18 protein-coding genes are annotated in these 19,715 nt (G+C 43.4%); 7 read left to right on the top strand and 11 right to left on the bottom strand.

The window, feature by feature from the left end; translation table 11 throughout:
* Positions 1–30 precede the first annotated feature (30 nt).
* Positions 31–669 (bottom strand): D-Ala-D-Ala carboxypeptidase family metallohydrolase, encoded by a 639-nt coding sequence (locus OCU48_RS17185; RefSeq protein ID WP_141345041.1) that lies wholly within the window; start codon positions 667–669, stop codon positions 31–33.
* Between the two features lie 165 nt (positions 670–834).
* On the opposite strand from OCU48_RS17185, the gene OCU48_RS17180 reads away from it, so the two are divergent.
* A complete protein-coding gene (locus tag OCU48_RS17180) occupies positions 835–1,254 on the top strand; it encodes a DUF1353 domain-containing protein (protein WP_141345042.1) in 420 nt (139 codons plus the stop codon).
* Between the two features lie 342 nt (positions 1,255–1,596).
* Positions 1,597–2,973: an alpha-amylase family protein gene (locus OCU48_RS17175; RefSeq protein ID WP_141345043.1), complete on the top strand. Its 1,377-nt coding sequence runs from the start codon at positions 1,597–1,599 to the stop codon at positions 2,971–2,973.
* A gap of 393 nt (positions 2,974–3,366) precedes the next feature.
* Here the strand turns inward: OCU48_RS17175 and rsgA are convergent, their stop codons facing one another.
* The 7 genes from rsgA to nhaD all read right to left on the bottom strand — a co-directional run bounded on the left by rsgA (position 3,367) and on the right by nhaD (position 10,279).
* The gene (gene rsgA, locus OCU48_RS17170) at positions 3,367–4,395 is read right to left on the bottom strand and encodes a ribosome small subunit-dependent GTPase A (RefSeq protein WP_141345044.1); all 1,029 of its coding nucleotides are present in this window, start codon (positions 4,393–4,395) and stop codon (positions 3,367–3,369) included.
* Positions 4,395–4,826 (bottom strand): copper chaperone PCu(A)C, encoded by a 432-nt coding sequence (locus OCU48_RS17165; protein ID WP_141345045.1) that lies wholly within the window; start codon positions 4,824–4,826, stop codon positions 4,395–4,397. Before OCU48_RS17165 ends, rsgA begins: the two co-directional genes overlap by 1 nt.
* On the bottom strand, positions 4,823–5,428 hold the full coding sequence (locus OCU48_RS17160; RefSeq protein WP_141345046.1) for an SCO family protein: 606 nt from the start codon (positions 5,426–5,428) through the stop codon (positions 4,823–4,825). The genes OCU48_RS17165 and OCU48_RS17160 overlap by 4 nt, the downstream gene beginning before the upstream one ends.
* Positions 5,425–5,862, bottom strand: coding sequence for a hypothetical protein (locus OCU48_RS17155; RefSeq protein WP_141345047.1), 438 nt, complete (start codon positions 5,860–5,862; stop codon positions 5,425–5,427). Before OCU48_RS17155 ends, OCU48_RS17160 begins: the two co-directional genes overlap by 4 nt.
* Positions 5,862–6,776, bottom strand: a complete 915-nt coding sequence (locus OCU48_RS17150; RefSeq protein WP_167496170.1) for a polyprenyl-phosphate transporter — start codon at positions 6,774–6,776, stop codon at positions 5,862–5,864. Before OCU48_RS17150 ends, OCU48_RS17155 begins: the two co-directional genes overlap by 1 nt.
* 885 nt (positions 6,777–7,661) lie before the next feature.
* A complete protein-coding gene (locus OCU48_RS17145) occupies positions 7,662–8,768 on the bottom strand; it encodes a M20/M25/M40 family metallo-hydrolase (RefSeq protein ID WP_141345049.1) in 1,107 nt (368 codons plus the stop codon).
* 89 nt (positions 8,769–8,857) lie between these two features.
* Complete coding sequence (gene nhaD / locus OCU48_RS17140) at positions 8,858–10,279, bottom strand: sodium:proton antiporter NhaD (RefSeq protein ID WP_141345179.1); 1,422 nt, start codon at positions 10,277–10,279, stop codon at positions 8,858–8,860.
* Between the two features lie 364 nt (positions 10,280–10,643).
* On the opposite strand from nhaD, the gene OCU48_RS17135 reads away from it, so the two are divergent.
* From OCU48_RS17135 to OCU48_RS17125, 3 genes are read left to right on the top strand one after another with little or no spacing between them, the layout of a single operon-like run.
* Positions 10,644–11,264: an NAD(P)H-dependent oxidoreductase gene (locus OCU48_RS17135; RefSeq protein WP_208727122.1), complete on the top strand. Its 621-nt coding sequence runs from the start codon at positions 10,644–10,646 to the stop codon at positions 11,262–11,264.
* Complete coding sequence (locus OCU48_RS17130; protein WP_141345051.1) at positions 11,261–13,189, top strand: monovalent cation:proton antiporter-2 (CPA2) family protein; 1,929 nt, start codon at positions 11,261–11,263, stop codon at positions 13,187–13,189. The genes OCU48_RS17135 and OCU48_RS17130 overlap by 4 nt, the downstream gene beginning before the upstream one ends.
* Positions 13,186–14,370, top strand: coding sequence for an MFS transporter (locus tag OCU48_RS17125; RefSeq protein WP_141345052.1), 1,185 nt, complete (start codon positions 13,186–13,188; stop codon positions 14,368–14,370). The genes OCU48_RS17130 and OCU48_RS17125 overlap by 4 nt, the downstream gene beginning before the upstream one ends.
* A 170-nt stretch (positions 14,371–14,540) precedes the next feature.
* Here the strand turns inward: OCU48_RS17125 and OCU48_RS17120 are convergent, their stop codons facing one another.
* Both OCU48_RS17120 and OCU48_RS17115 read right to left on the bottom strand, forming a co-directional pair.
* Complete coding sequence (locus OCU48_RS17120; protein ID WP_141345053.1) at positions 14,541–15,671, bottom strand: HlyD family secretion protein; 1,131 nt, start codon at positions 15,669–15,671, stop codon at positions 14,541–14,543.
* Positions 15,671–16,069: a DUF3302 domain-containing protein gene (locus OCU48_RS17115; RefSeq protein ID WP_141345054.1), complete on the bottom strand. Its 399-nt coding sequence runs from the start codon at positions 16,067–16,069 to the stop codon at positions 15,671–15,673. Before OCU48_RS17115 ends, OCU48_RS17120 begins: the two co-directional genes overlap by 1 nt.
* A 180-nt stretch (positions 16,070–16,249) precedes the next feature.
* On the opposite strand from OCU48_RS17115, the gene OCU48_RS17110 reads away from it, so the two are divergent.
* The gene (locus tag OCU48_RS17110) at positions 16,250–17,122 is read left to right on the top strand and encodes a DMT family transporter (protein ID WP_208727116.1); all 873 of its coding nucleotides are present in this window, start codon (positions 16,250–16,252) and stop codon (positions 17,120–17,122) included.
* Positions 17,123–17,129: 7 nt separating this feature from the next.
* Here the strand turns inward: OCU48_RS17110 and OCU48_RS17105 are convergent, their stop codons facing one another.
* The gene (locus OCU48_RS17105) at positions 17,130–18,329 is read right to left on the bottom strand and encodes a hypothetical protein (RefSeq protein ID WP_244312260.1); all 1,200 of its coding nucleotides are present in this window, start codon (positions 18,327–18,329) and stop codon (positions 17,130–17,132) included.
* 400 nt (positions 18,330–18,729) lie between these two features.
* Here OCU48_RS17105 and OCU48_RS17100 point away from each other — a divergent pair, with 400 nt between their 5' ends.
* Positions 18,730–19,707, top strand: a complete 978-nt coding sequence (locus OCU48_RS17100; RefSeq protein WP_141345057.1) for a YbgA family protein — start codon at positions 18,730–18,732, stop codon at positions 19,705–19,707.
* The last annotated feature ends 8 nt before the right edge of the window (positions 19,708–19,715 follow it).

Below are 19,715 nucleotides of genomic sequence, written 5' to 3'. Positions count from 1 at the left end.
AGCTGATATTAAGCATCTGACAGCTGATTTTTACCAATTTCTATACCCACAAGTGTCTATATGAAATCGCACGCCCGAATACAGCCCCATGCCCATTTTGTTTTCTTTACCGACACTTTTGTAAATACTCCAAAGCTTTTTATGCAACTCTTCTCGGCTTAGATCGTTAATTGGCACTAAATCAAGCGCGCAAAAATTCAAATGCTGGCTACGTGAAGCGCCACCAGAGGTTTCGTTATAATATTGGTCTCTATCTCCAGAAACAGGCACTAGAGGCCCAAGTACTGGCTCAACATGCTCTTGAATGAACTTAACCGTTCTAACCATATTAGGGACTTGTTTGTTATCAGGTAATGTAAATACTGAAGTGCCATTCATGGCCCAGTTTGTTCCTTGCAACAATACTAAGTGCATTGGCATTGTTTTCATTGGCACTTCGGTAATACCCGAAGCTAGCATTTGGTCTGCTATCTCTTTAACGGGTTTTTGAGCTTGATTCATCAGTATCCAACCTCTAAATGCAGCCCGAGTTGGCACTTTGTAACCTTTGACAGAAACAACCAAATCGTTGTATTCCCAATCTTCTTCCGAGATATAAAGTTTCATTAGTTCATTGGCTGAAGCTGTGAAGGTCAGTGTCGATAACAATAGGCAGACAAATCGAATCATTGTAGTGCTCCTTTGTATTGAGTGTTCACATTATAGACACAAATTGAAAATTAGAGCTGAATCACGAAACTTTAAATTGTCTATTTTCTAATCATAAATCTAAAAAGATGCGGCGGTAATTACACTAAATTTATAGGTAAGATTTTTGTTGGAAGGTAAAACAGTATGTCGGACACTATTTTGTATCGATCGGGTTATAAGTATCAATTAGCTGAGGACTTTACTATTAATATTGATATTTTTCCGGGAAAAACAGTAGATATGGAGTTTATTGGTCTAAGTCTTGATGGGGTGCTTACCGTGCGTTCTGGATATGCTTGGGATGGACCATCTGGCCCTGTAGTCGATACTTCAAGAAACATGCGTGCTTCGCTGGTTCATGACGCCCTATATCAGATACTGCGGTGCCAACACCTCCCAGCAAACCAGAAAGAAGTGGCTGACAAGTTGTTCGAGAAAATCTGTATCGATGATGGAGTTGATGAGTTCACAGCCCACATGTATTACCTCGGATTAATGCTGGGAGGCAAACCTGCTACCGATCCTAGGAATAAAAAACCGACCTTAAAAGCGCCTTGGCGTTAACGCCATTCTCCCCATATGAGAGCGAGGTCAAAACCTAACAAACGTCTTTGTTACTTAACGTAATTTCCTCAACATATTGTTGTCACACTACTGCGATATCATCATCTGATTTACAGGTGGTACATTGAATTTTAATTTGTAAGATTAGTCAATAAACAGATTTTTATACTAACTAAGCCTTAACCTCATACTTGGCAAGCTACTGACAGATTATAGCTCCACCCTGCTAAACCATTCATTCATCCTATGATTACTCGGATTAGGATGATTCTAGATATGGCATGCATCTTGTAGGGTATGGGTATCGGCTGAAATAGCAGCCTAAGTTGTTAAAGGTGTTTTATGAAAAACCCCATTATTCAAGATAAAGAATCAACACTCGCCACTGATGTGATTTTGCATGCATTTGATTGGCCATATCAACAGATTGCTGAGCAGGCTCAGCAGATCAGCCAGTTAGGCTATAAAACAGTTTTGGTTTCACCGCCAATGAAGTCGTTGAAACATGAAAAGGGCACCGCTTGGTGGCAGCGTTATCAGCCGCAAGATTATCGAATCATCGACAATGAGTTGGGTAATACCCTCGATTTTCAAACGATGATGTCTTGTCTTAATGATTTTGGCATCAGAGTGTATATCGATGTTGTGTTCAATCACATGGCAAACGAGTCCTACTTACGTTCAGACTTGCAATATCCTAGCCTGCAAGAGTTAGAGGAATATGCTAAAGATGCCGAATACTATGAATCTCTGAAGTTATTTGGTGACTTGAACGAACCTCTGTTTACTGAAGATGACTTTGTTGAAGCATTTGGTATTGAGGATTGGCAAGATAAATGGCAAGTGCAGAATGGGCGAATTAATGGTGGGCCTCACGATCCTGGTTTACCTACACTGCGTGATTGTGAGCATGTAATTGAGCAGCAACAAGCCTATTTATTGGCGATGAAAGCTATGGGTGTGAAGGGCTTTCGAATTGATGCGGCAAAACATATCTCTATTGAGCAACTGCGTAGAGTGTGGACTAAAAAGATCACGGAAGGTGTGCACATTTTTGGTGAGATCATTACTGATGGTGGTGCAACTAAGCAAGAGTATGAGATTTTTCTTAAGCCATACCTGAAGAAAACAAAGCTTGGTGCTTACGATTTTCCTCTGTTTAATACCGTGTTGCAAGCGTTCCAAGCAAAGGGGCGTATGTCAGCGCTGATAGATCCTTATAACTTTGGTGAAGCCTTGAAGCGTCAGCGGGCTATTACTTTCGCCATTACTCACGATATTCCAAACAATGATGTGTTTCAAGGTTTGATTATGCCTGAAGAGCATGAATGGCTCGGGTATTGTTACGTGCTTTGTCGTGACGGAGGTGTGCCATTGGTGTACACCGATCTCAATACCAGTGGCATTCTTGATTGTGAAGGTAACCCTCGTTGGATGAACGCCTGGCAGGATCCGCGTATGAAAACGCTCATCGAGTTCCACAATTACGTGCATGGTGCTCGTATGGTGGTATTGGAAGCCAGTGATGATCATCTGCTGTTTAGTCGTGGAGAGCGTGGTTTAGTGGCTATTAATAAGTCTGACAGGCCGAAGTCTATTCGTATCCGTTGGGATGAAAGCATGTTTGATCTTGTGCAAGAGCAGGCTATTTTTCCTGTTGATGGTTATTTAGAGTTTGATATACCTGCTAAAGGTTATTGTTGCTTAGTCGGTAAATAAGCCGCGTTACCTCGAGCCCGATTTAGGAACTTAGAGCGTGCCTATGACGGGTTTTCGTAGGCTCCAAGTTACTGGATAAATACTGCGTATTTTCCAGTATGACGGAGGGGATTAGATTGCTGGTAGACGGCCCGCCCCTCGTTATCCTGAACCCGATTCAGGACCTTAGAGAGTGCCTATGGCGGGCTTTCGTAGACTCCAAGGTACTGGATAAACACTATGTATTTTCCAGTATGACGGTGAGTTGCGAGTTTGTAGTTAGGTGACCAGAAACGTGTCATCCTGAACTTGATTCAGGATCTTAGAGAGAGCAATGGCAGGCTTTCATAGACGCCGAGTTTCTATACTGCGCGTCTTCCAATATGACGCGCTCGAAGCAATAGTAAGTGTTGCTTACTTATTCTTCCTCGCTCGGCTCTCACTCTGCACAGAGCGGTACATTTTACCCAGTTGCTTATCATGGGAGCGTAATTCAGCAAGAGAGGCGCTGTTGCGAGCTTGCTCTCGTTGTAATTTCAGGTAGTTGTTCAAACGGCGATCGTCTAGCACACCGGACTGCAGCGCCTTTTGAATTTCGCAACCGGGTTCGTTTTGATGCGAACAATCAGAGAAGCGACATTGTGACGCAATTTCTTCTACATCCGAGAAGGTTTCACTGATCCCTTGGGCTACATTGGCGAGTTGCAACTCGCGCATTCCAGGGGTATCAAGAAGCACGCCACCACTTGGCATAGGATGAATAGTCCGCCCTGTCGTAGTGTGTCGTCCTTTACTGTCGTCATCGCGAATGGCTCCGGTTTTCTGAGCTTCAGTTTGGAGCAGTGTATTGACTAGAGTCGACTTGCCCACACCAGATGAACCGAGAAAGGCGACCGTTTTTCCTGTTTTACACCACCCAGTCAATGCCTGAACGCTATCAAACTCAAGCGCATTGACCGTTTCTATCATAAGCATTGGATCTAGAGACTGAACTTGTTGTTTTAGTGCCTCAGCATCGTCACATAGATCGGATTTGGTTAGTACAATGACGGCTTCAACTTGTGCTTCATTAGTTAGTGCAAGATAGCGCTCAACGCGGCTGAGGTTGAAGTCATCATTTAAGGACATCACGATAAATACCGTATCGATATTTGCCGCGATGTATTGCTCTGCGAGTTTTGAACCGGCAGCTTTTCTTGAAAACACAGAGCTTCTTTCTAAGCGCCTTTGGAACTGCTGTTCATGATTCAGTAACACCCAGTCACCCACAGTCATTGAGGGGAGTGACTCATGCATTGGCAGAGACACTTCACCTTGTTCTGTTATCAACTGATAACCTGAGCGATGGTGGGCCGAGATGCGAGCAACTACGGAATCTTCATAATCATCAAGAGTGAGCTGTTGTTGGAAAAACGGTTGCCAGCCGAGGTGTTGTAAGTTCATTAGTGCATCATCATCTTTTTGACGGGTACTGATAGGTTTAGCACACGACCAGTATCAAAAGTAAGTGTCAGAGGAATAACCATGCCTTCTTTTAATGGCTCTTTAATACCAAATAGCATGATGTGTAAGCTATGTGGCTTAAGCTCTGTGTCCGTTTTCCCTGGAAGCTCTATTTTGTCGAGTTTTCGCATTTTCATCACGCCATCTTGCATAGCATGGGTATGTAACTCTGTAACCTCGGCGGCAGGTGTTTTTGCTGAAACAAGGGCTCGGCCTTCTGCCGCTGGATTGTTGATGGTCAAGAAGATTGCGCTGGTGGTGGAGGTTGGCGGCGTTTCTTTAGCGTATGCACCTGAAACAGAGACTACATTGCTAGCATACGTAAAGGGCGAAAGTAGCACTAGGATGAAAGTAAGAAAGCGAGTTGTCATGGTTGCATCTCCATTGTGATGTCATTAATAGCTTTAACAAGTGGCGCAGGGGTAAGAGTATGTTGCACCTTCGTTATTTCTGTACCATCAGGTGCGAGAAAATAAAAGTAGGAGCTATGGTCAACGGTATATTCGAGAGCTGAGCCTTCAAGTTCTGTTTTGATATAGATAACACCATACTTATTTGCCAAAGCCTCAAGTGTTTCAGGCGCTGCTCGGTATCCCTCAAAGTTCTCGTGAAAGTACTGGGCGTATTGATGGACATCATCACCAGAGTCTCGTTCTGGGTCTAAAGTGATTAAGATAGGGCGAATCATTGCCAACGAATCTTCGGGAATTTGGTGTAATGCTGCGCTGAGCATTGCAAGAGAAGTAGGGCATACATCAGGACAGCGTGTGAAACCAAAATAAACCACATTGATACGTGGATCATTTGGATTAAAGAGCGGTTTTTGCTCTTCGTTGGCGCCGGTAACTAATGGGTGATCAGCACGCTCGGTTTGTTCTTGAACTTGCTTTTGGTCTTGTGCATCTAAATATGATTTAACGCCGAAACCTAAGGCGACTGCGACAATCATAGTGAGTGTCCAGCTTTTGCTCATCTTTGCATCCTTACTGAGATGGGAAGTGTTCCGTTTGAAGATTGAATAGAGCCAATCCATGTCATTGAATCGCTGTGGCAAACTGGCAGCAATAAAGAACCAGAAAAAGTGCCATTGCCTTGTTTGCTGAGTACAAACTTAGCGACACCCATGGACATTTCTTTGCCCTCAAGTTCTATCCAAAGCTGATCATCATTATTTTCAGGCCAGATTACCTCAATAGACGTTGGTTGCATCGGCGAAATAACGTCTTGCTCCAGTACTATGCTTGCATTATTTATCGTGCAAATAGAGGTAGAAAGTTGGCAATATTCAATATTCGATTTTTGCTTTTCACTTGTTAAGGATATTGGAATCGCTTGGTAGATATCCTTAGCAAAATAGCCTAGTCCAAGAGCAAGTATGAAAGCTAGGCCTTTGAAAATGTTGTTCATTATTTGTCTTCAGCGAATTTCTCTAAAGCCAATACTAGACCAATCGCAACCAACATCATTACCACTGCCAGTGCAGTTTGTGATGGTGTACCAGTAATCGACTCAAAATTGTGAGGCATGAGGTTTTCTTGCAGCAGTGGTACTTGTTCGCCACTTGAGTTCGTGCGCCAAGTTAATGTTTCTTTCCATGGCCAAATTTTTGGTAGTGTGCCTACCATTAAACCAACCAAAAACATTAAAGTGATGTCTCGAAAGCGCGTCAATAACCAAGATAACAGGTGAGAAAAGCTTAATAACCCGATCAAACATCCACTCATAAATAACAGAAGAAATGTTATATCTAAACCCTTTAGCGCGCCTAACACAGGTCCGTACATGCCAATTAATAGCAGAATGAAGCTTCCTGAGATACCAGGCAGAATCATGGCGCAAATAGCGATAGCACCGGATAAAACAATATTGAGAAGAGTAGGCTCTAGGTTAAGAGGGTTGAGCACTGTGATGGCAAAGGCGAGTGCAATCCCTAAGGCGAAACCTGTCCACTTACTCAACTCAAACGATTTTATTTGGCGCATGATATGCCAAACAGACACTAAGATCAGACCAAAGAAAAAGGACCACAATGGGATAGGGTGTGTTACTAACAGCCAAGAAATAAGTTTGGCAAGCGTGAGTAAACTAGTAAAAATGCCAGCAAAAAGAGAGATCAAGAATAGGCCATTAATGTGCTCGAACGCACCTTTGATGCCTTTTGAACGCAGTATGCCAATAAGTGATGGGTTAACGCGGCGAATGCTTTCTAATAGAGTATCGTAGATGCCAGTGATGAATGCGATGGTGCCGCCAGAAACACCAGGTACAACATCCGCTGCACCCATTGCCATTCCTTTGAGGAAATTGGTGAAGTAATTCATAAAGATAGTTTTGAAGCCAAGTCCATTAATAATTGTTATTGTAAGGGAAATGACAGGTAGGGGGAATGGAATTATAACTTTCAGCTGATACTAGAAAGCTGTCAGGTTTAAGCTCTCAGTCTTCAGAAGGGTTTTTATTGTTATTCGAGCATGTTTTTAGCTGGGATCTAAGGGTGCACGCAGAATGAGTATCTGGAGCTTTTATAGAAGCAGGTCCCCGATAAAAGCGCTCGGGGACGACGGTTTATTTGGCATAAGTTGCAATATTTACCAAAAACCTAACAGTCGATTTAATCTAGCTTGTGTATGAAGCTTAGGCTCATAGCCTGTCTCTTGAACACTAGTTAAGCTCTGCGATATGCGTCATTCTCGAGTGCTTTTATCGAGAATCTGTTTCTACGCAATACAATCGAAAGGTTCCCGATAAAAGCCTTCGGGAACGACGGTTTGTTTGGCATAAGTTGCAATACTTACCAAAAATCTAACAGCCGATTTAATCTAACTTGTGTATGAAAGCACGCTTGTAACCTTTCTCTTGATCACAAGTTAAGGTCTATGGTATGCGTCATTCTCGAGTGCTTTTATCGAGAATCTGTTTCTACGCAACGCAATCGAAAGGTTCCCGATAAAAGCCTTCGGGAACGACGGTTTGTTTGGCATAAGTTGCAATACTTACCAAAAATCTAACAGCCGATTTAAACTAATTTGCTTATGAAAGCACGCTTGTAGCCTTTCTCTTGAACACCAGTTAAGGTCTATGGTATGCGTCATTCTCGAGTGCTTTTATCGAGAATCTGTTTCTAGGCAACGCAATCGAAAGGTCCCCGATAAAAGCTGTCGGGGACGACGATATGTTTGGTATAAGTTATGTCCTAGACTGGCACGTTACTTTGCTAAGTAACTCATCAAGAACAGAGAAATCTTACGCATATCTTCGATAGCGATATATTCTTCAGTTGTGTGTACCTTCGCCATACCGGTAGATAAGTTAACGATAGTTAAGCCTTTTTCAGCAAAAATGTTGGCATCACTACCGCCACCCGTTGACGTCACGATAGGCTCGATATCCAGTTGTGTGAATACATCTTTTACCGTTTGGATGTGAGGGTGTGATGCCGGGATCTGGAACGGGTTGTATGCACGAGTCGAAACGATCTCTACTTCAGCGCCATGCTTGCTTGCTGCTGCTTCAAAGGTTTCAACCATATGAGCGACTTGCTTCGCGAGTTTTTCTTCATCAAGAGAACGTGCTTCTGCTTCGATGTATAGAGTTGGCATTACGATGTTGGTTGCTTGGCCGCCTTTAACCACGCCGATATTGGCGGTGGTTTCTTCATCGATACGAGACAGGTTCATGTTGGCGATTGCATCAGAAGCAACCGTAAGTGCATTGATGCCTTGCTCTGGTGCTAAACCGGCGTGAGCAGGCTTACCTGTGATGTTTACTTTGAGGTTTTGCTGACCCGGAGCGACAGCAATGATGGTGCCAATAGGACCGCCTGAATCTAAAACAATACCCATTTCAGATTCGATTTTGCTGCAATCGAATTGTTTTGAGCCGTGCAGACCACCTTCTTCAAAAACAGTGAACGCTATCTCGATAGTCTTGTGCTCAACGCCGTTTTCTTGAAGGGCTTTGATTGCTTCGATAATCGCAGCAATGCCCGACTTATCATCACCACCAAGAATAGTGTCACCCGCCGAGCTAATGATGCCGTCTTTGATTACTGGCTCAATGCCGTTACCTGGAGTTACCGTATCCATATGACAGCTTAGTACGATGCTACCGTCTAGTTTGCCTGGTAATTTGGCATAGATGTTAAAGCCATTGGACAGAGTTTCAGGTACTGCAAGGCGCTCTACGTCAAAGCCAAGTTGTTTAAGCTGTGATTCGATTTCAATGGCGACTTCTTTTTCATTACCTGATTCGCTGTCAATTTTTACCAGTTGTAGAAAGTTTTCTACTAAACGATTTTGATCTACTTGTGTCATGGAATTACTTCTTTATCTATTCATGAAGCGGATAGTTACACATATTGCGTGCTACACGCCCTTGACACAGATCAATTTTGCGTCCGATTTCAGAATAGATGACCATTAACCCATAGGTGAGTGACGATACTTGCCGCATAACCAAGGGCAATGATCGGCATCCATTTTAGGTGGCCAAAGAAGGTATATTTGCCATGTGCGGCTCCCATTAATGCAACACCAGCGGCTGAGCCGATAGACAATAAGCTGCCTCCCACACCCGCGGTTAAGGTCACCAATAACCAGTTGCCCATTGATAGCTCAGGCTGCATGGTCAAAATGGCAAACATAACAGGAATGTTATCGACTATTGCTGACAATATTCCGACCATGACGTTTGCCCAAATAGGATCCCATTGGGTGTACATGATCTCTGAAACTAGCCCAAGATAACCCAGTAGACTTAAGCCGCCCACACACATTACGACGCCATAGAAGAACAGTAGAGTGTCCCACTCGGCATGAGAAACTCGCCTAAATACATCGAATGGGACCACAGAGCCCAGACGTTTTAAAGCCGCTTTATCGTGATGAGCCTCTGCTTCAGCTCGTTTTTTTGCCAAAGAGCGAGGTAGGGTTTTGCGAAGATAAAAACCAAAAAATTGCAGATAAGCCAGTCCCATCATCATGCCAATAACGGGTGGGAAGTGCAGTAAGCCGTGGAAAGCGACAGCGGTTGCGATGGTTAAGATAAATAGCGCTACGATACGTCTGGCACCACGTTTTAATTCAACGTGTTCATGTACAGCATCTGGCTTCGTCTTCGGTACAAAGAACGACATGATCGTTGCTGGCACTATGTAATTAACTACAGAGGGTGCAAACAGCGTCAAAAATTGCATAAATTCTACGTGACCTGCCTGCCAAACCATTAGGGTTGTAATATCACCAAATGGGCTAAATGCGCCCCCTGCGTTTGCTGCAATAACAATATTGACACAGGCGATATTAATGAATTTGTAGTTGGTACCACCCACCTTCATTACGACAGCGCACATTAATAAGGCGGTAGTCAGGTTATCGGCGATTGGCGAAATAAAGAAAGAAAGGATGCCAGTTAGCCAGAATAAAGAGCGAAGATTAAAGCCTTTTCCTACCATCCATGCTTGCAGGGCATCAAATAAGCGACGCTCTTCCATCGCACTGATATAAGTCATCGCAACCAGCAAGAAAAGCAATAATTCTGAGTATTCAAGTAGGTTATGATCTAATGCTGATTTAGCCACATCTATCTGGCCTAAGCGCTGGAAGGTAAAGCCAATCAATATCCATATAAGCCCTGCGGCAAGCAATACAGGCTTAGATTTTCGTAATTTGAGAACTTCTTCTCCCATTACAAGACAATAGGCCAGTGCAAAGATAACGAGAGCGGCAGATCCGACACCTGATTGCGTCAGGTCCGGCATCGCATGACTGGTGGATGAAAAGGCGACAGGGGAGACGAAAAGAGATACTAGCGCCACACACAACATAGACGAGAAAGACTTCACTGCGACTCCTTGCAGATGATTAGTTAACTTAAACCGTATTCCTTGTTGTTTGACTAGATTTAACGAATTGTAAAACAAAGCCAAGTAACAAAGATAACTAGACTCACCTAGCCTAAACCTGAAATGAAAACAATAGCTTGAATTAGATCACTGTTTAGACAGGCAGATGAAATAACTTTGTTAACGCGATGGTTTTACAGGGTTGCGCAAATGCTGTTAATTGAGTGTTTTTTGTTTGTTCGAGCCAATTGTGTAATCGATGTTCTACTATTAGCCTTAACAGGCTAACTGCAAGAAATTTAAAGGATTACTAATGAGTGAACAAACAAGCGGTCAAGACTCCCCATTGACTAGCAAAAGAGTATTGTTGTTATTTGCCCACCCTTCTCAATCTCGTTCAGAGGTCAATATTGCTTTATACAAAGCGGCAAAAAAGGTTCAAGGCATTACCTGTGTTGACTTATATAGTGAGTATCCTAAATACGACATTGATATTGAACGCGAACAGCAGCGTTTGTTGGATCATGACGTCATTATTTTCCAGTTTCCTTTGTACTGGTACTCCACGCCTTCAATTCTCAAAGAGTGGCAAGACTTAGTGCTAGAGTATGGCTTTGCCTACGGACATGAAGGCACGGCGATACAAGGCAAACAATTTTTCTGTGCCATAACGGCAGGGGGTAAGGAAGATGCTTACCAAACCGATGGCTACAATCACTATACCATTCGGGAGTTGCTACATCCGATTGAGCAAACCGCAGCATTAACGGGCATGAACTATTGGGCTCCGTTTGTGTTATTTGGTTCACGAACAGCGCTAGAAGAAGGCAGAGTTCAGGAACATGTCACAAGCTGGAAGCAATTGCTAGAAGCACTAGTGGCAGGAAGAGTGGATGAAAACCTCGCAACCTCTTTACCGCAAATTAGCGGCAATTTGGAAGCTGTGATTAAGGGAGCGTTGTCATGACAGGTTACTTTTTACAAGCGTTTATCTATCTGTTTGCTGCCGTTATTGCTGTTCCCATTGCCAAGCGTCTAGGGCTTGGCTCTGTGCTTGGCTATCTCATTGCGGGGGTGGTTATTGGACCCATCGCCGGTCTTGTCGGTGAAGAAACCACCACTATTCAACACTTTGCTGAATTTGGCGTAGTGATGATGTTATTCCTTGTGGGTTTAGAGCTAGAACCTAAGATGCTGTGGAATATGCGTAACCGCCTTATGGGGCTGGGTGGCATTCAAGTCGCTGGAACGGTTGGCATAGTCATGGGTATTGCATTAGTCCTAGACATGCAGTGGCAAATAGCCTTAGCGATCGGCCTTATATTCTCACTTTCTTCTACCGCTATTGTTTTGCAGACCTTTAATGAAAAGGGGCTCACTAAGACAGAAGGCGGTCAAAATGCCTTTTCCGTACTGTTATTCCAAGACATTGCAGTGATTCCGATGTTGGCTTTCATACCTCTACTGGCTCTTCCTGAACTCGTAGAACTGGCTCAGACGGCAGTAGGTGAAAGTGCTGATCATCACCCAGAGTTAAGTTTGGTAGCAGGACTTCCTGGTTGGGCTTATGGATTGGTGATAACCGCATCGATAGCTATTGTTGTTGTAGGGGGGCATTTTGCCAGTCGACCGTTGTTTAGATTCGTGGCGGCGTCTGGGCTTCGAGAAATATTTACCGCAACAGCGTTGATGTTGGTCATTGGTATTGCCGCGTTGATGGGGCTTGTGGGCCTTTCACCTGCTTTAGGTACCTTCCTTGCGGGTGTGGTATTGGCCAACAGTGAATTCCGGCATGAACTGGAATCGAATATTGAGCCGTTCAAGGGTTTATTACTTGGTTTGTTCTTTATCACTGTGGGTGCCGGTATCGACTTTACTGTATTATTCAGTGATTTCTTTGTCATTATCGGTCTAACACTTGGACTGATGCTGCTCAAAGGCCTTGTGCTTTGGGCACTGGCTATCGCCTTTAAGATCAAAGGTGTTAACCGTTGGTTGTTCGCCTTGAGCTTGGCGCAAGCCGGTGAATTTGGCTTTGTACTACTTAGCTTCACAATGCAAAACAACGTGCTACCAGCCGATATAGCGACCACTTTGTCGCTGGTGGTTGCACTTTCAATGTTCCTGACGCCGGCTTTGTTTATTTTCTACGATAAGGTGATTCTGCCTAAGTATGAGAAAGCGAGCAATCAGGACGAAGAAGCGGATGTCATTGATGAGCAGGGTACGGTAATTATTGCTGGTGTGGGTCGTTTTGGTCAGATCGTCAATCGCTTGCTGGTGAATAATGGCGTTGAAACCATAGTCCTTGACCATCAAGTCACTCAAGTTGCTAACCTCAGAAAAATTGGCACAAAAACCTATTTTGGGGATGCTACCAAACCGGACTTATTACATACCGCTGGTATTGAACATGCCAAAGCGCTTGTAGTGGCGATCGATAATGAAGAGGCGTCTCTTGAGTTAGTGAAGTATGTAAGACATACCTACCCACATGTGAAGGTGATAGCACGTGCATTTGACCGTGGGCATTCTTACCAACTCCGTCAGGCTGGCGCCAATCATATAGAGAGTGAAACCTTCCATTCTGCATTGGAAGTCGGGACAGTAGCGCTTCGTTGTATGGGGTTCCATCCTTTCCAAATCGAACAGCAACGTAATTCCTACATCAAGGTAGAGAAAGAAAGCTCAGATAAGTTATATCATGCTTGGCTCGATGACGCTGAAGGCGAGCGCTTTGACAACAACTTCATTAAACTTTTTGTTGAGTTGGAAGATAAAATACGTGACGCTATGGGCTCAGATCGCAGTGATAACCATACTCGCTCTGAAAGAGGGTGGACACCTCCACCAAAAGGATACGCAGACAAATTTGAGGACTCATCGGCGTGACACAGCATAAATCGTGGCAAACACGACAGAACTTTTTAATCTTAATTTCGATTGTAGTTCCCGTCGCTTTTTCAAGCTGGATGGCGCTATTGAATAACTTTGTTATTGAACGCGCTAATTTTGATGGTGCGGATATCGGTTTACTGCAAAGTGTTCGTGAAATTCCAGGGTTTTTAGCGTTTACAGTGGTATTTGTGCTTTTGTTCATTAGAGAACAAAAATTCATGTTGGTGTCGCTGTTTATGCTAAGTCTAGGCACGTTTCTTACTGGGTTTTTTCCAAGTGTAACGGGCTTGTTGTTAACGACTTTATTGATGTCGACAGGCTTTCACTACTTTGAAACCTTGAAACAATCACTCTCGTTACAATGGTTATCTAAAGACGAAGCGCCGGAGATGCTGGGTAAAATGATCTCTATTGGCGCTCTGGCCTCATTGATCACCTACGGCGCTTTGTGGGTTATGTTAGAGGTGTTTAAACTCGATTACATAGTGGTCTATGCCATTACGGGCGGGGCAGCTCTTGTGTTAGTGGCTCTGATGACAATTGGCTTTCCGCAGTTTAAAACAGATACCGTTCAAAATAAGAAACTGGTATTAAGAAAACGCTATTGGCTTTATTACGCTCTCACCTTCATGAGCGGGGCTCGCAGGCAAATATTCACGGTGTTTGCTGGGTTTTTGATGGTTGAGAAATTTGGCTATTCAGCAGCCGATGTCACGTTATTGTTTTTGATAAACTATCTATTTAACTTCTTATTTGCGAAGAAAATTGGTCGTTTTATTGGCGTAGTAGGCGAGCGAAAAGCACTAGTCTTTGAATATGTTGGCTTAATTGGCGTGTTCTTAGGTTATGCCTTTGTTCAATCAGCTGAGTGGGCAGCGGCACTGTATGTCATTGACCACTTGTTCTTTGCTCTAGCATTGGCTATCAAAACCTACTTTCAGAAGATAGCGGATCCAGCCGATATGGCTTCGACCGCTGGAGTCAGCTTTACCATTAATCATATTGCCGCTGTGGTGATTCCTGTGACTTTTGGTGTGATTTGGTTAACTTCTCCTGCGCTAGTGTTTGTGATTGGTGCTGTAATGGCAGGAGTATCACTTATTCTATCGCTGAATATCCCTGCCAAACCCACGGAAGGCAACGAAGTCCGATATTTCAATTGGGGTAGAGCTTGAATCCAATACTAGTAATGGATAATTAGCTTGTAGCTTGTAGCTTGTAGCTTGTAGCTTGTAGCTTGTAGCTTGTAGCTTGTAGCTTGTAGCTTGCACAGGAGCATTCAACTCAGAGTTATAAAAATCCCGGCTCAATTTGGCCGGGATTTGTATTCTTTTTGCACCTAGAGTTAGTGATCTAAGTATAAATAGTTTTGCCAACTCTTCATTCGAATCAGAATTTTTCTCATAATAGAAACGTGATGGAAACTGTCAGAGTAAACGGCAACTTCAACGGATGTTCCTAGTGGCAAATGATACTGAGAGACATCATCGATCATACGTAGTTTGACCAGTGCACGTCCTTGAGCGTTAAGAGATTGGGTTCCTAGTAATTTACCTGAAGCCTGTATTTCACCTTCGGCCATTGCTGGGATGACGTTTATCACCTCACCTTTGAACACTTTACCCGGAAGGCTAGGGAACATGAACTCAGCTTCAAAACCGGGCTCTAGTCGCTGCAGTGAGTTTTGACGGAATGCACCTATGTAGTCATATTCTTCGGCATGAATGAATACCATTGAAGGTGCGAGCGGTAAAGGTACCGCCATTTGTCCAGGACGCAAGATTAACTGAGTAACATAGCCATTAGTTGGGGCTCTGACCACTGTTTCATCGAGATCAAATTGTGCTTGGGCAACTTCAGCTTTCAAGCGTGCTACGGTCGTGTTTTCACCATCGACCTCGGATTCAAAAGCAACGCGAGCACTGTTTTCCATTGCAATTTCTGCTTCTAGATCAGCTTCCGCACCTTTTAAGTTTTGGCGACGAGTATCAACTTGTTGCGCAGTAAATGCGCCCTTTTTATAGCCTGCGTTATAACGATTAAACTCTCTTTTTACTCTGTCACGCTCAGCTCTTGCCCTATGGACCTCAGACTGTGCGGCTTTGTACTCGGACTCTAACTGAAATACAGCTTGCTCTGCTGCTGCTAAATCGGCTTTTTTACCGAGTAACTTTGCTCTAAAAGGTTCTGATTCGATTGTGAATAACGCTTCGCCTTTTACGATGAAAGTGTCGGGCTTTACATTCACCTCAACGACACGACCTCGAACAGTCGGTACGATTGGAGTCGTGTTGTAGACTTGTCGTCCAATTTGCGTAAATGGATGGTTGTAGTTCATCAGTAGTATCAATGTACCGATGAGCACAATACCGCCTAGTACTGCTGTTGGAACACTCCACTTATTAAGTGGTATGTTGAAGATTTTGAATATAGCGACACAGAAGGCGGTGTACGTGAGTATTAATAGTAAATCCATTACGCGTCTCCTTCACTTTTAGTCGGTTTGTTATCAACAGTTGCTGATATAGGAGCCGTTTTTTTCGTTTCTTTCAGCTGCTCTACTTGATGAGTCAGTTCCTGAACCTTTTGATTTAATTGCGTAATATCGTGATGAAGATCAGACTGTTCTTTCTTGATCTGATTCATACCCCAACCACGGTCTTCACGCCACAATGTTGCCCATATCCATAGAAATGGCCATAAAGTATGCAGAGTGAATAGGCTTATCCAGCCAGTAACGTGTATAGCGTCTTGGTGAGGGTGGTTTCTTTTCTTCGCAATCTCATAAGGTATATCGTGAATTACGATGATCCCATAAAAAAGAACGAGAGCGACAAACACCAACAGCCCTAAGGCAATGTAGTCGAGCATCATGTTTCTTCCTTGTAACGCTTGTTCGAATATTGTTATTTTATTTTCAGTCTTTATATGTATAAATACAACTACTTTATTGATTGTATGAGCTTTTTTCGTACGATGGATTACAACATTAATGTAGGTGTCGGATGATTGGTTCGACATGTTAGAGGCGAAGGGTTGAATTATATAGGTGAAATGGCTGCACTTAGCGCAGCAATTGTGTGGGCAATGGCAACTTGGATTTATGGTCAGTTTAGCCATCGTTTCAGTGCCTTACAGTTGAATATAATCAAAGGTATTGTTGCGTCTGCGATGATGCTAGTGGTGTTGCCCTTCTTACCTCAAGCAAGTATTGAGATATCTCAACAACATGCTCTTATTCTAGGAATATCAGGAGTGATAGGGATTGCCATTGGTGACAGTGCCTATTTCGCCTCCTTGAAACGTATCGGTCCGAACAATACTTTGCTACTTGAGTCGTTGGCACCTCCGCTATCGGGCTTGTTAGCGTTATTATTTTTAGGTTTAGGATTGAGTGTCTTCAACTGGCTTGGTGTGATTGTAACGACGGTAGCAGTGACATCGGTGATGCTTCAGCCCTCAGCAAACCGAGGCGACATTTCTCGTTCTGGGATCGGCTTTGGATTATTGGCCAGTGTTTGCCAAGCAAGTGGGGTGGTGATTTCTCACTTCGCGCTTGTTGCTGGAGACATTGATCCGCTTGTCGGCGCGCTACTTCGATTATCGATAGGGGTGCTGGCAGTGGCTATGATCATTCCGTTTGTAGAAAAAAAACCTTTTTCAAGTTTGATTCGTTTAGGTAAAGGTATGCCTAAACCCGACAAGCTATATTTGTTAGCGGCAATTGCTGTAGGCACATTTTTCGCTCTATGGTTACAACAAGTCGCGTTAAAACATGCTAACCCTGCGATAGCGCAGACATTGATCGCAACCAGCCCTTTATTCATGCTAGTGATCTATAAAATGAAGGGATTAACGATTTCTAAACGATCAGTTTACGGCACGTTAGTTGCTATTGGCGGTATTGCCATGCTGCTTATCGGTTAGCGCTTAATTACTGAAGCAATTGGTCTAGTGACAGTGGTTTTTCCGAAATGCCAGCGTTTACCGCAGGTGTTTCGCCTGGATTCTCTTGGTGGCACAAATTATTCCAAGCTCGATAGATATCAAGTAATGGCAGCAACCCTTCAGGACGTCTTTTTCTTCTTGGTTCATTCACGCTGCTTTTAAACATGGCATGAAAACGAGCCATGTATTGGGTGATAGGTGACAACTTAGGGAGTTGGTGTGCCTGCTTTTGCGTAAGGTTACTCTCTACTAACTGACATATTGCACGTTGATCGGCTTTTCCTCTCAAGTGCCACTGTTCTGAAAGCGACCAAGGTTCAACGGAGCCATCGAATTTAAAAAGCTGTGGTTTACTGCCCGTTTTACCTTCTAGCCAATTTTCGTCTTCAATTTGGTAGAGAAGATCAAATGATTGTTTTTGACGCAACGCGTTAAAGCTCAACATGGCGGCATCGGCAAGCATGGGTTCAAAGCTCATACTGAGCACGACTTGCTCTTTGTTCTCAAGGGCTTGGTTTAGCTGCAAATAGTGGGCCGAAGTACAATAGATGGGGGAAACCAAGCTAGATTTGGCTGGGTAGTTAATCTGTGTTTGGTTATGCAAAGGGTTATTGCGATGAGTGCGCTCTTGATGAGCAACACTTAAAGACTCAGTGATATCTTTCAACGCTTTGGTTTTCGGTGCTGTTGCTGCTGTGTTGATACTTGCTACGAAGTCCCTACCAATGAAACGATGATTTGTCGTGATTTTTTGTTCACTGAGGTTTAAAGACTGCTGAGCAATATAGTGGGAGTCAAGATCACCAGTACATACCCAAAGCACACCATTATGGCTCTTGGGTTGCAAGAAACTCCAGTCACTACCTAAGAGAAATAGTTGTCCTTTATTTTGCCAGTGATGATCAAACACTGAAGATTTTTGACGGCAAATAATAGCCATGGTTTTAATATGATCATTTAATGTTTTGGCCTGAATCTTCAATTTAGCTGCAATTTCTTTGAGGCTAAACCCAGTTAATAATAACGCTAGTATCGTTACGTGAGTCTTCAAGTTTGGGTTCTCTACAGAAAATCGGTCCACGACAGTTTTTTGGCAACTCTTACAACGATAACGTTGCTTATCTCCGCTAAAACCAAAGGCGTAATAACGATTAGGGTGTAACTGAACGTTTAAGCCAACATTCATACAGTCTTCACCAGTGCATGCTGTTAATCCACGGTTGTTGTGCTCAAGTTGCTCGGTGACTTCGTTGCTTAATTCGGTAGGCCAAATTATGGGAGAAATAGAATGACAGTGAATGCATGCTATTTGTGGGTTTTGGGATCCTGTAGACAGGGAGTAATTAGCAGTGTTAAGAGAACCAAAATCTGCACACAAGGGATTTTTGCAAAAATTAAGGGCAAGCAATTCTGGCGATAGGTTGTCAGACACGGTCAATACTACATTCAGGAAATTAGACTGATTTTACCTAATTTTTGGACAACGAACATTTTTTTAAACAGATTTACTCGTTTGCTCTATTTGTTGCGTAACATTTAATGATACGTTAACAATTCACTTCTCAGTCAGTACTCAAGGAATGAAGATGACAGATGCATTCACAGAACAATCCGAAAATACGCAGATTCAAATTGGCATAAGCGCTTGTGTATTGGGAGAAAAAGTCCGTTTCGATAGTGGTCACAAGATCAGCAAGTTTGTTACTAAAGAACTTGCACCTTTTTTTAATTTTGTACCGGTTTGCCCGGAGGTGGGTATGGGAATGACCGTTCCTCGCCCTACCATTCGTCTGGTTACAAACGAAGAGCGTATTTCGCTGGTGGAGACGAAAGACGCGACTAAAGATTACACCGATGGGATGATCGCATTTTCAAAGAGCACGGTAGAGGGTCTCAAAGAACAAGAGTTGTGTGGCTACATCGTCTGCGCTAAATCTCCAACGTGTGGTATGGAACGAGTGAAGGTGTATTCCAAAGCCGGCGCATCGAAAGAGGGTATTGGTATGTATACCGATATTTTGATGAAAGAGATGCCTTGGTTGCCTGTCGAAGAGGACGGTCGTCTAAATGATCCTGTACTCAAGGAAAACTTTATTTCCCGAATTTTTAGTTTGAGAGACTTTTACGACTGTATGGGTGATCAACCAACGTCAGGGAAGATTGTTGCTTTTCATTCACGTTACAAACTTACCCTCATGGCTCATCATCCTGACTCCTACAAGGAACTTGGACAGTTAGTGGCTCGAGTTGCTGACTATGACTCGGCTGAGTTTTATCAGCTGTACCGTTTAAAGTTTATGGAAGCATTAACCAACCGCGCCAGTCGTAAGAATAACTCTAACGTATTGATGCATATTCAAGGCTATTTCAAGAAATGGCTTTCGTCACAAGAGAGGCAAGAGTTACGCAAGGTGATAGACGAATACCGCGAAGGTCTACTGCCGCTACTGAGCCCGTTAACTTTGATCAAGCACTACCTGTCTCTGTACCCAGATGAATATTTACAAAATCAAAAGTTCCTAGACCCACACCCTCAAGAATTACGCTTACGTTACAGCTTGTAAAGGAGGGT

It is taken from the genome of Vibrio inusitatus, from assembly GCA_024346935.1.
Taxonomy (GTDB): Bacteria; Pseudomonadota; Gammaproteobacteria; order Enterobacterales; family Vibrionaceae; genus Vibrio; species Vibrio inusitatus.
This window is presented reverse-complemented; position numbering and strand designations above follow the sequence as displayed.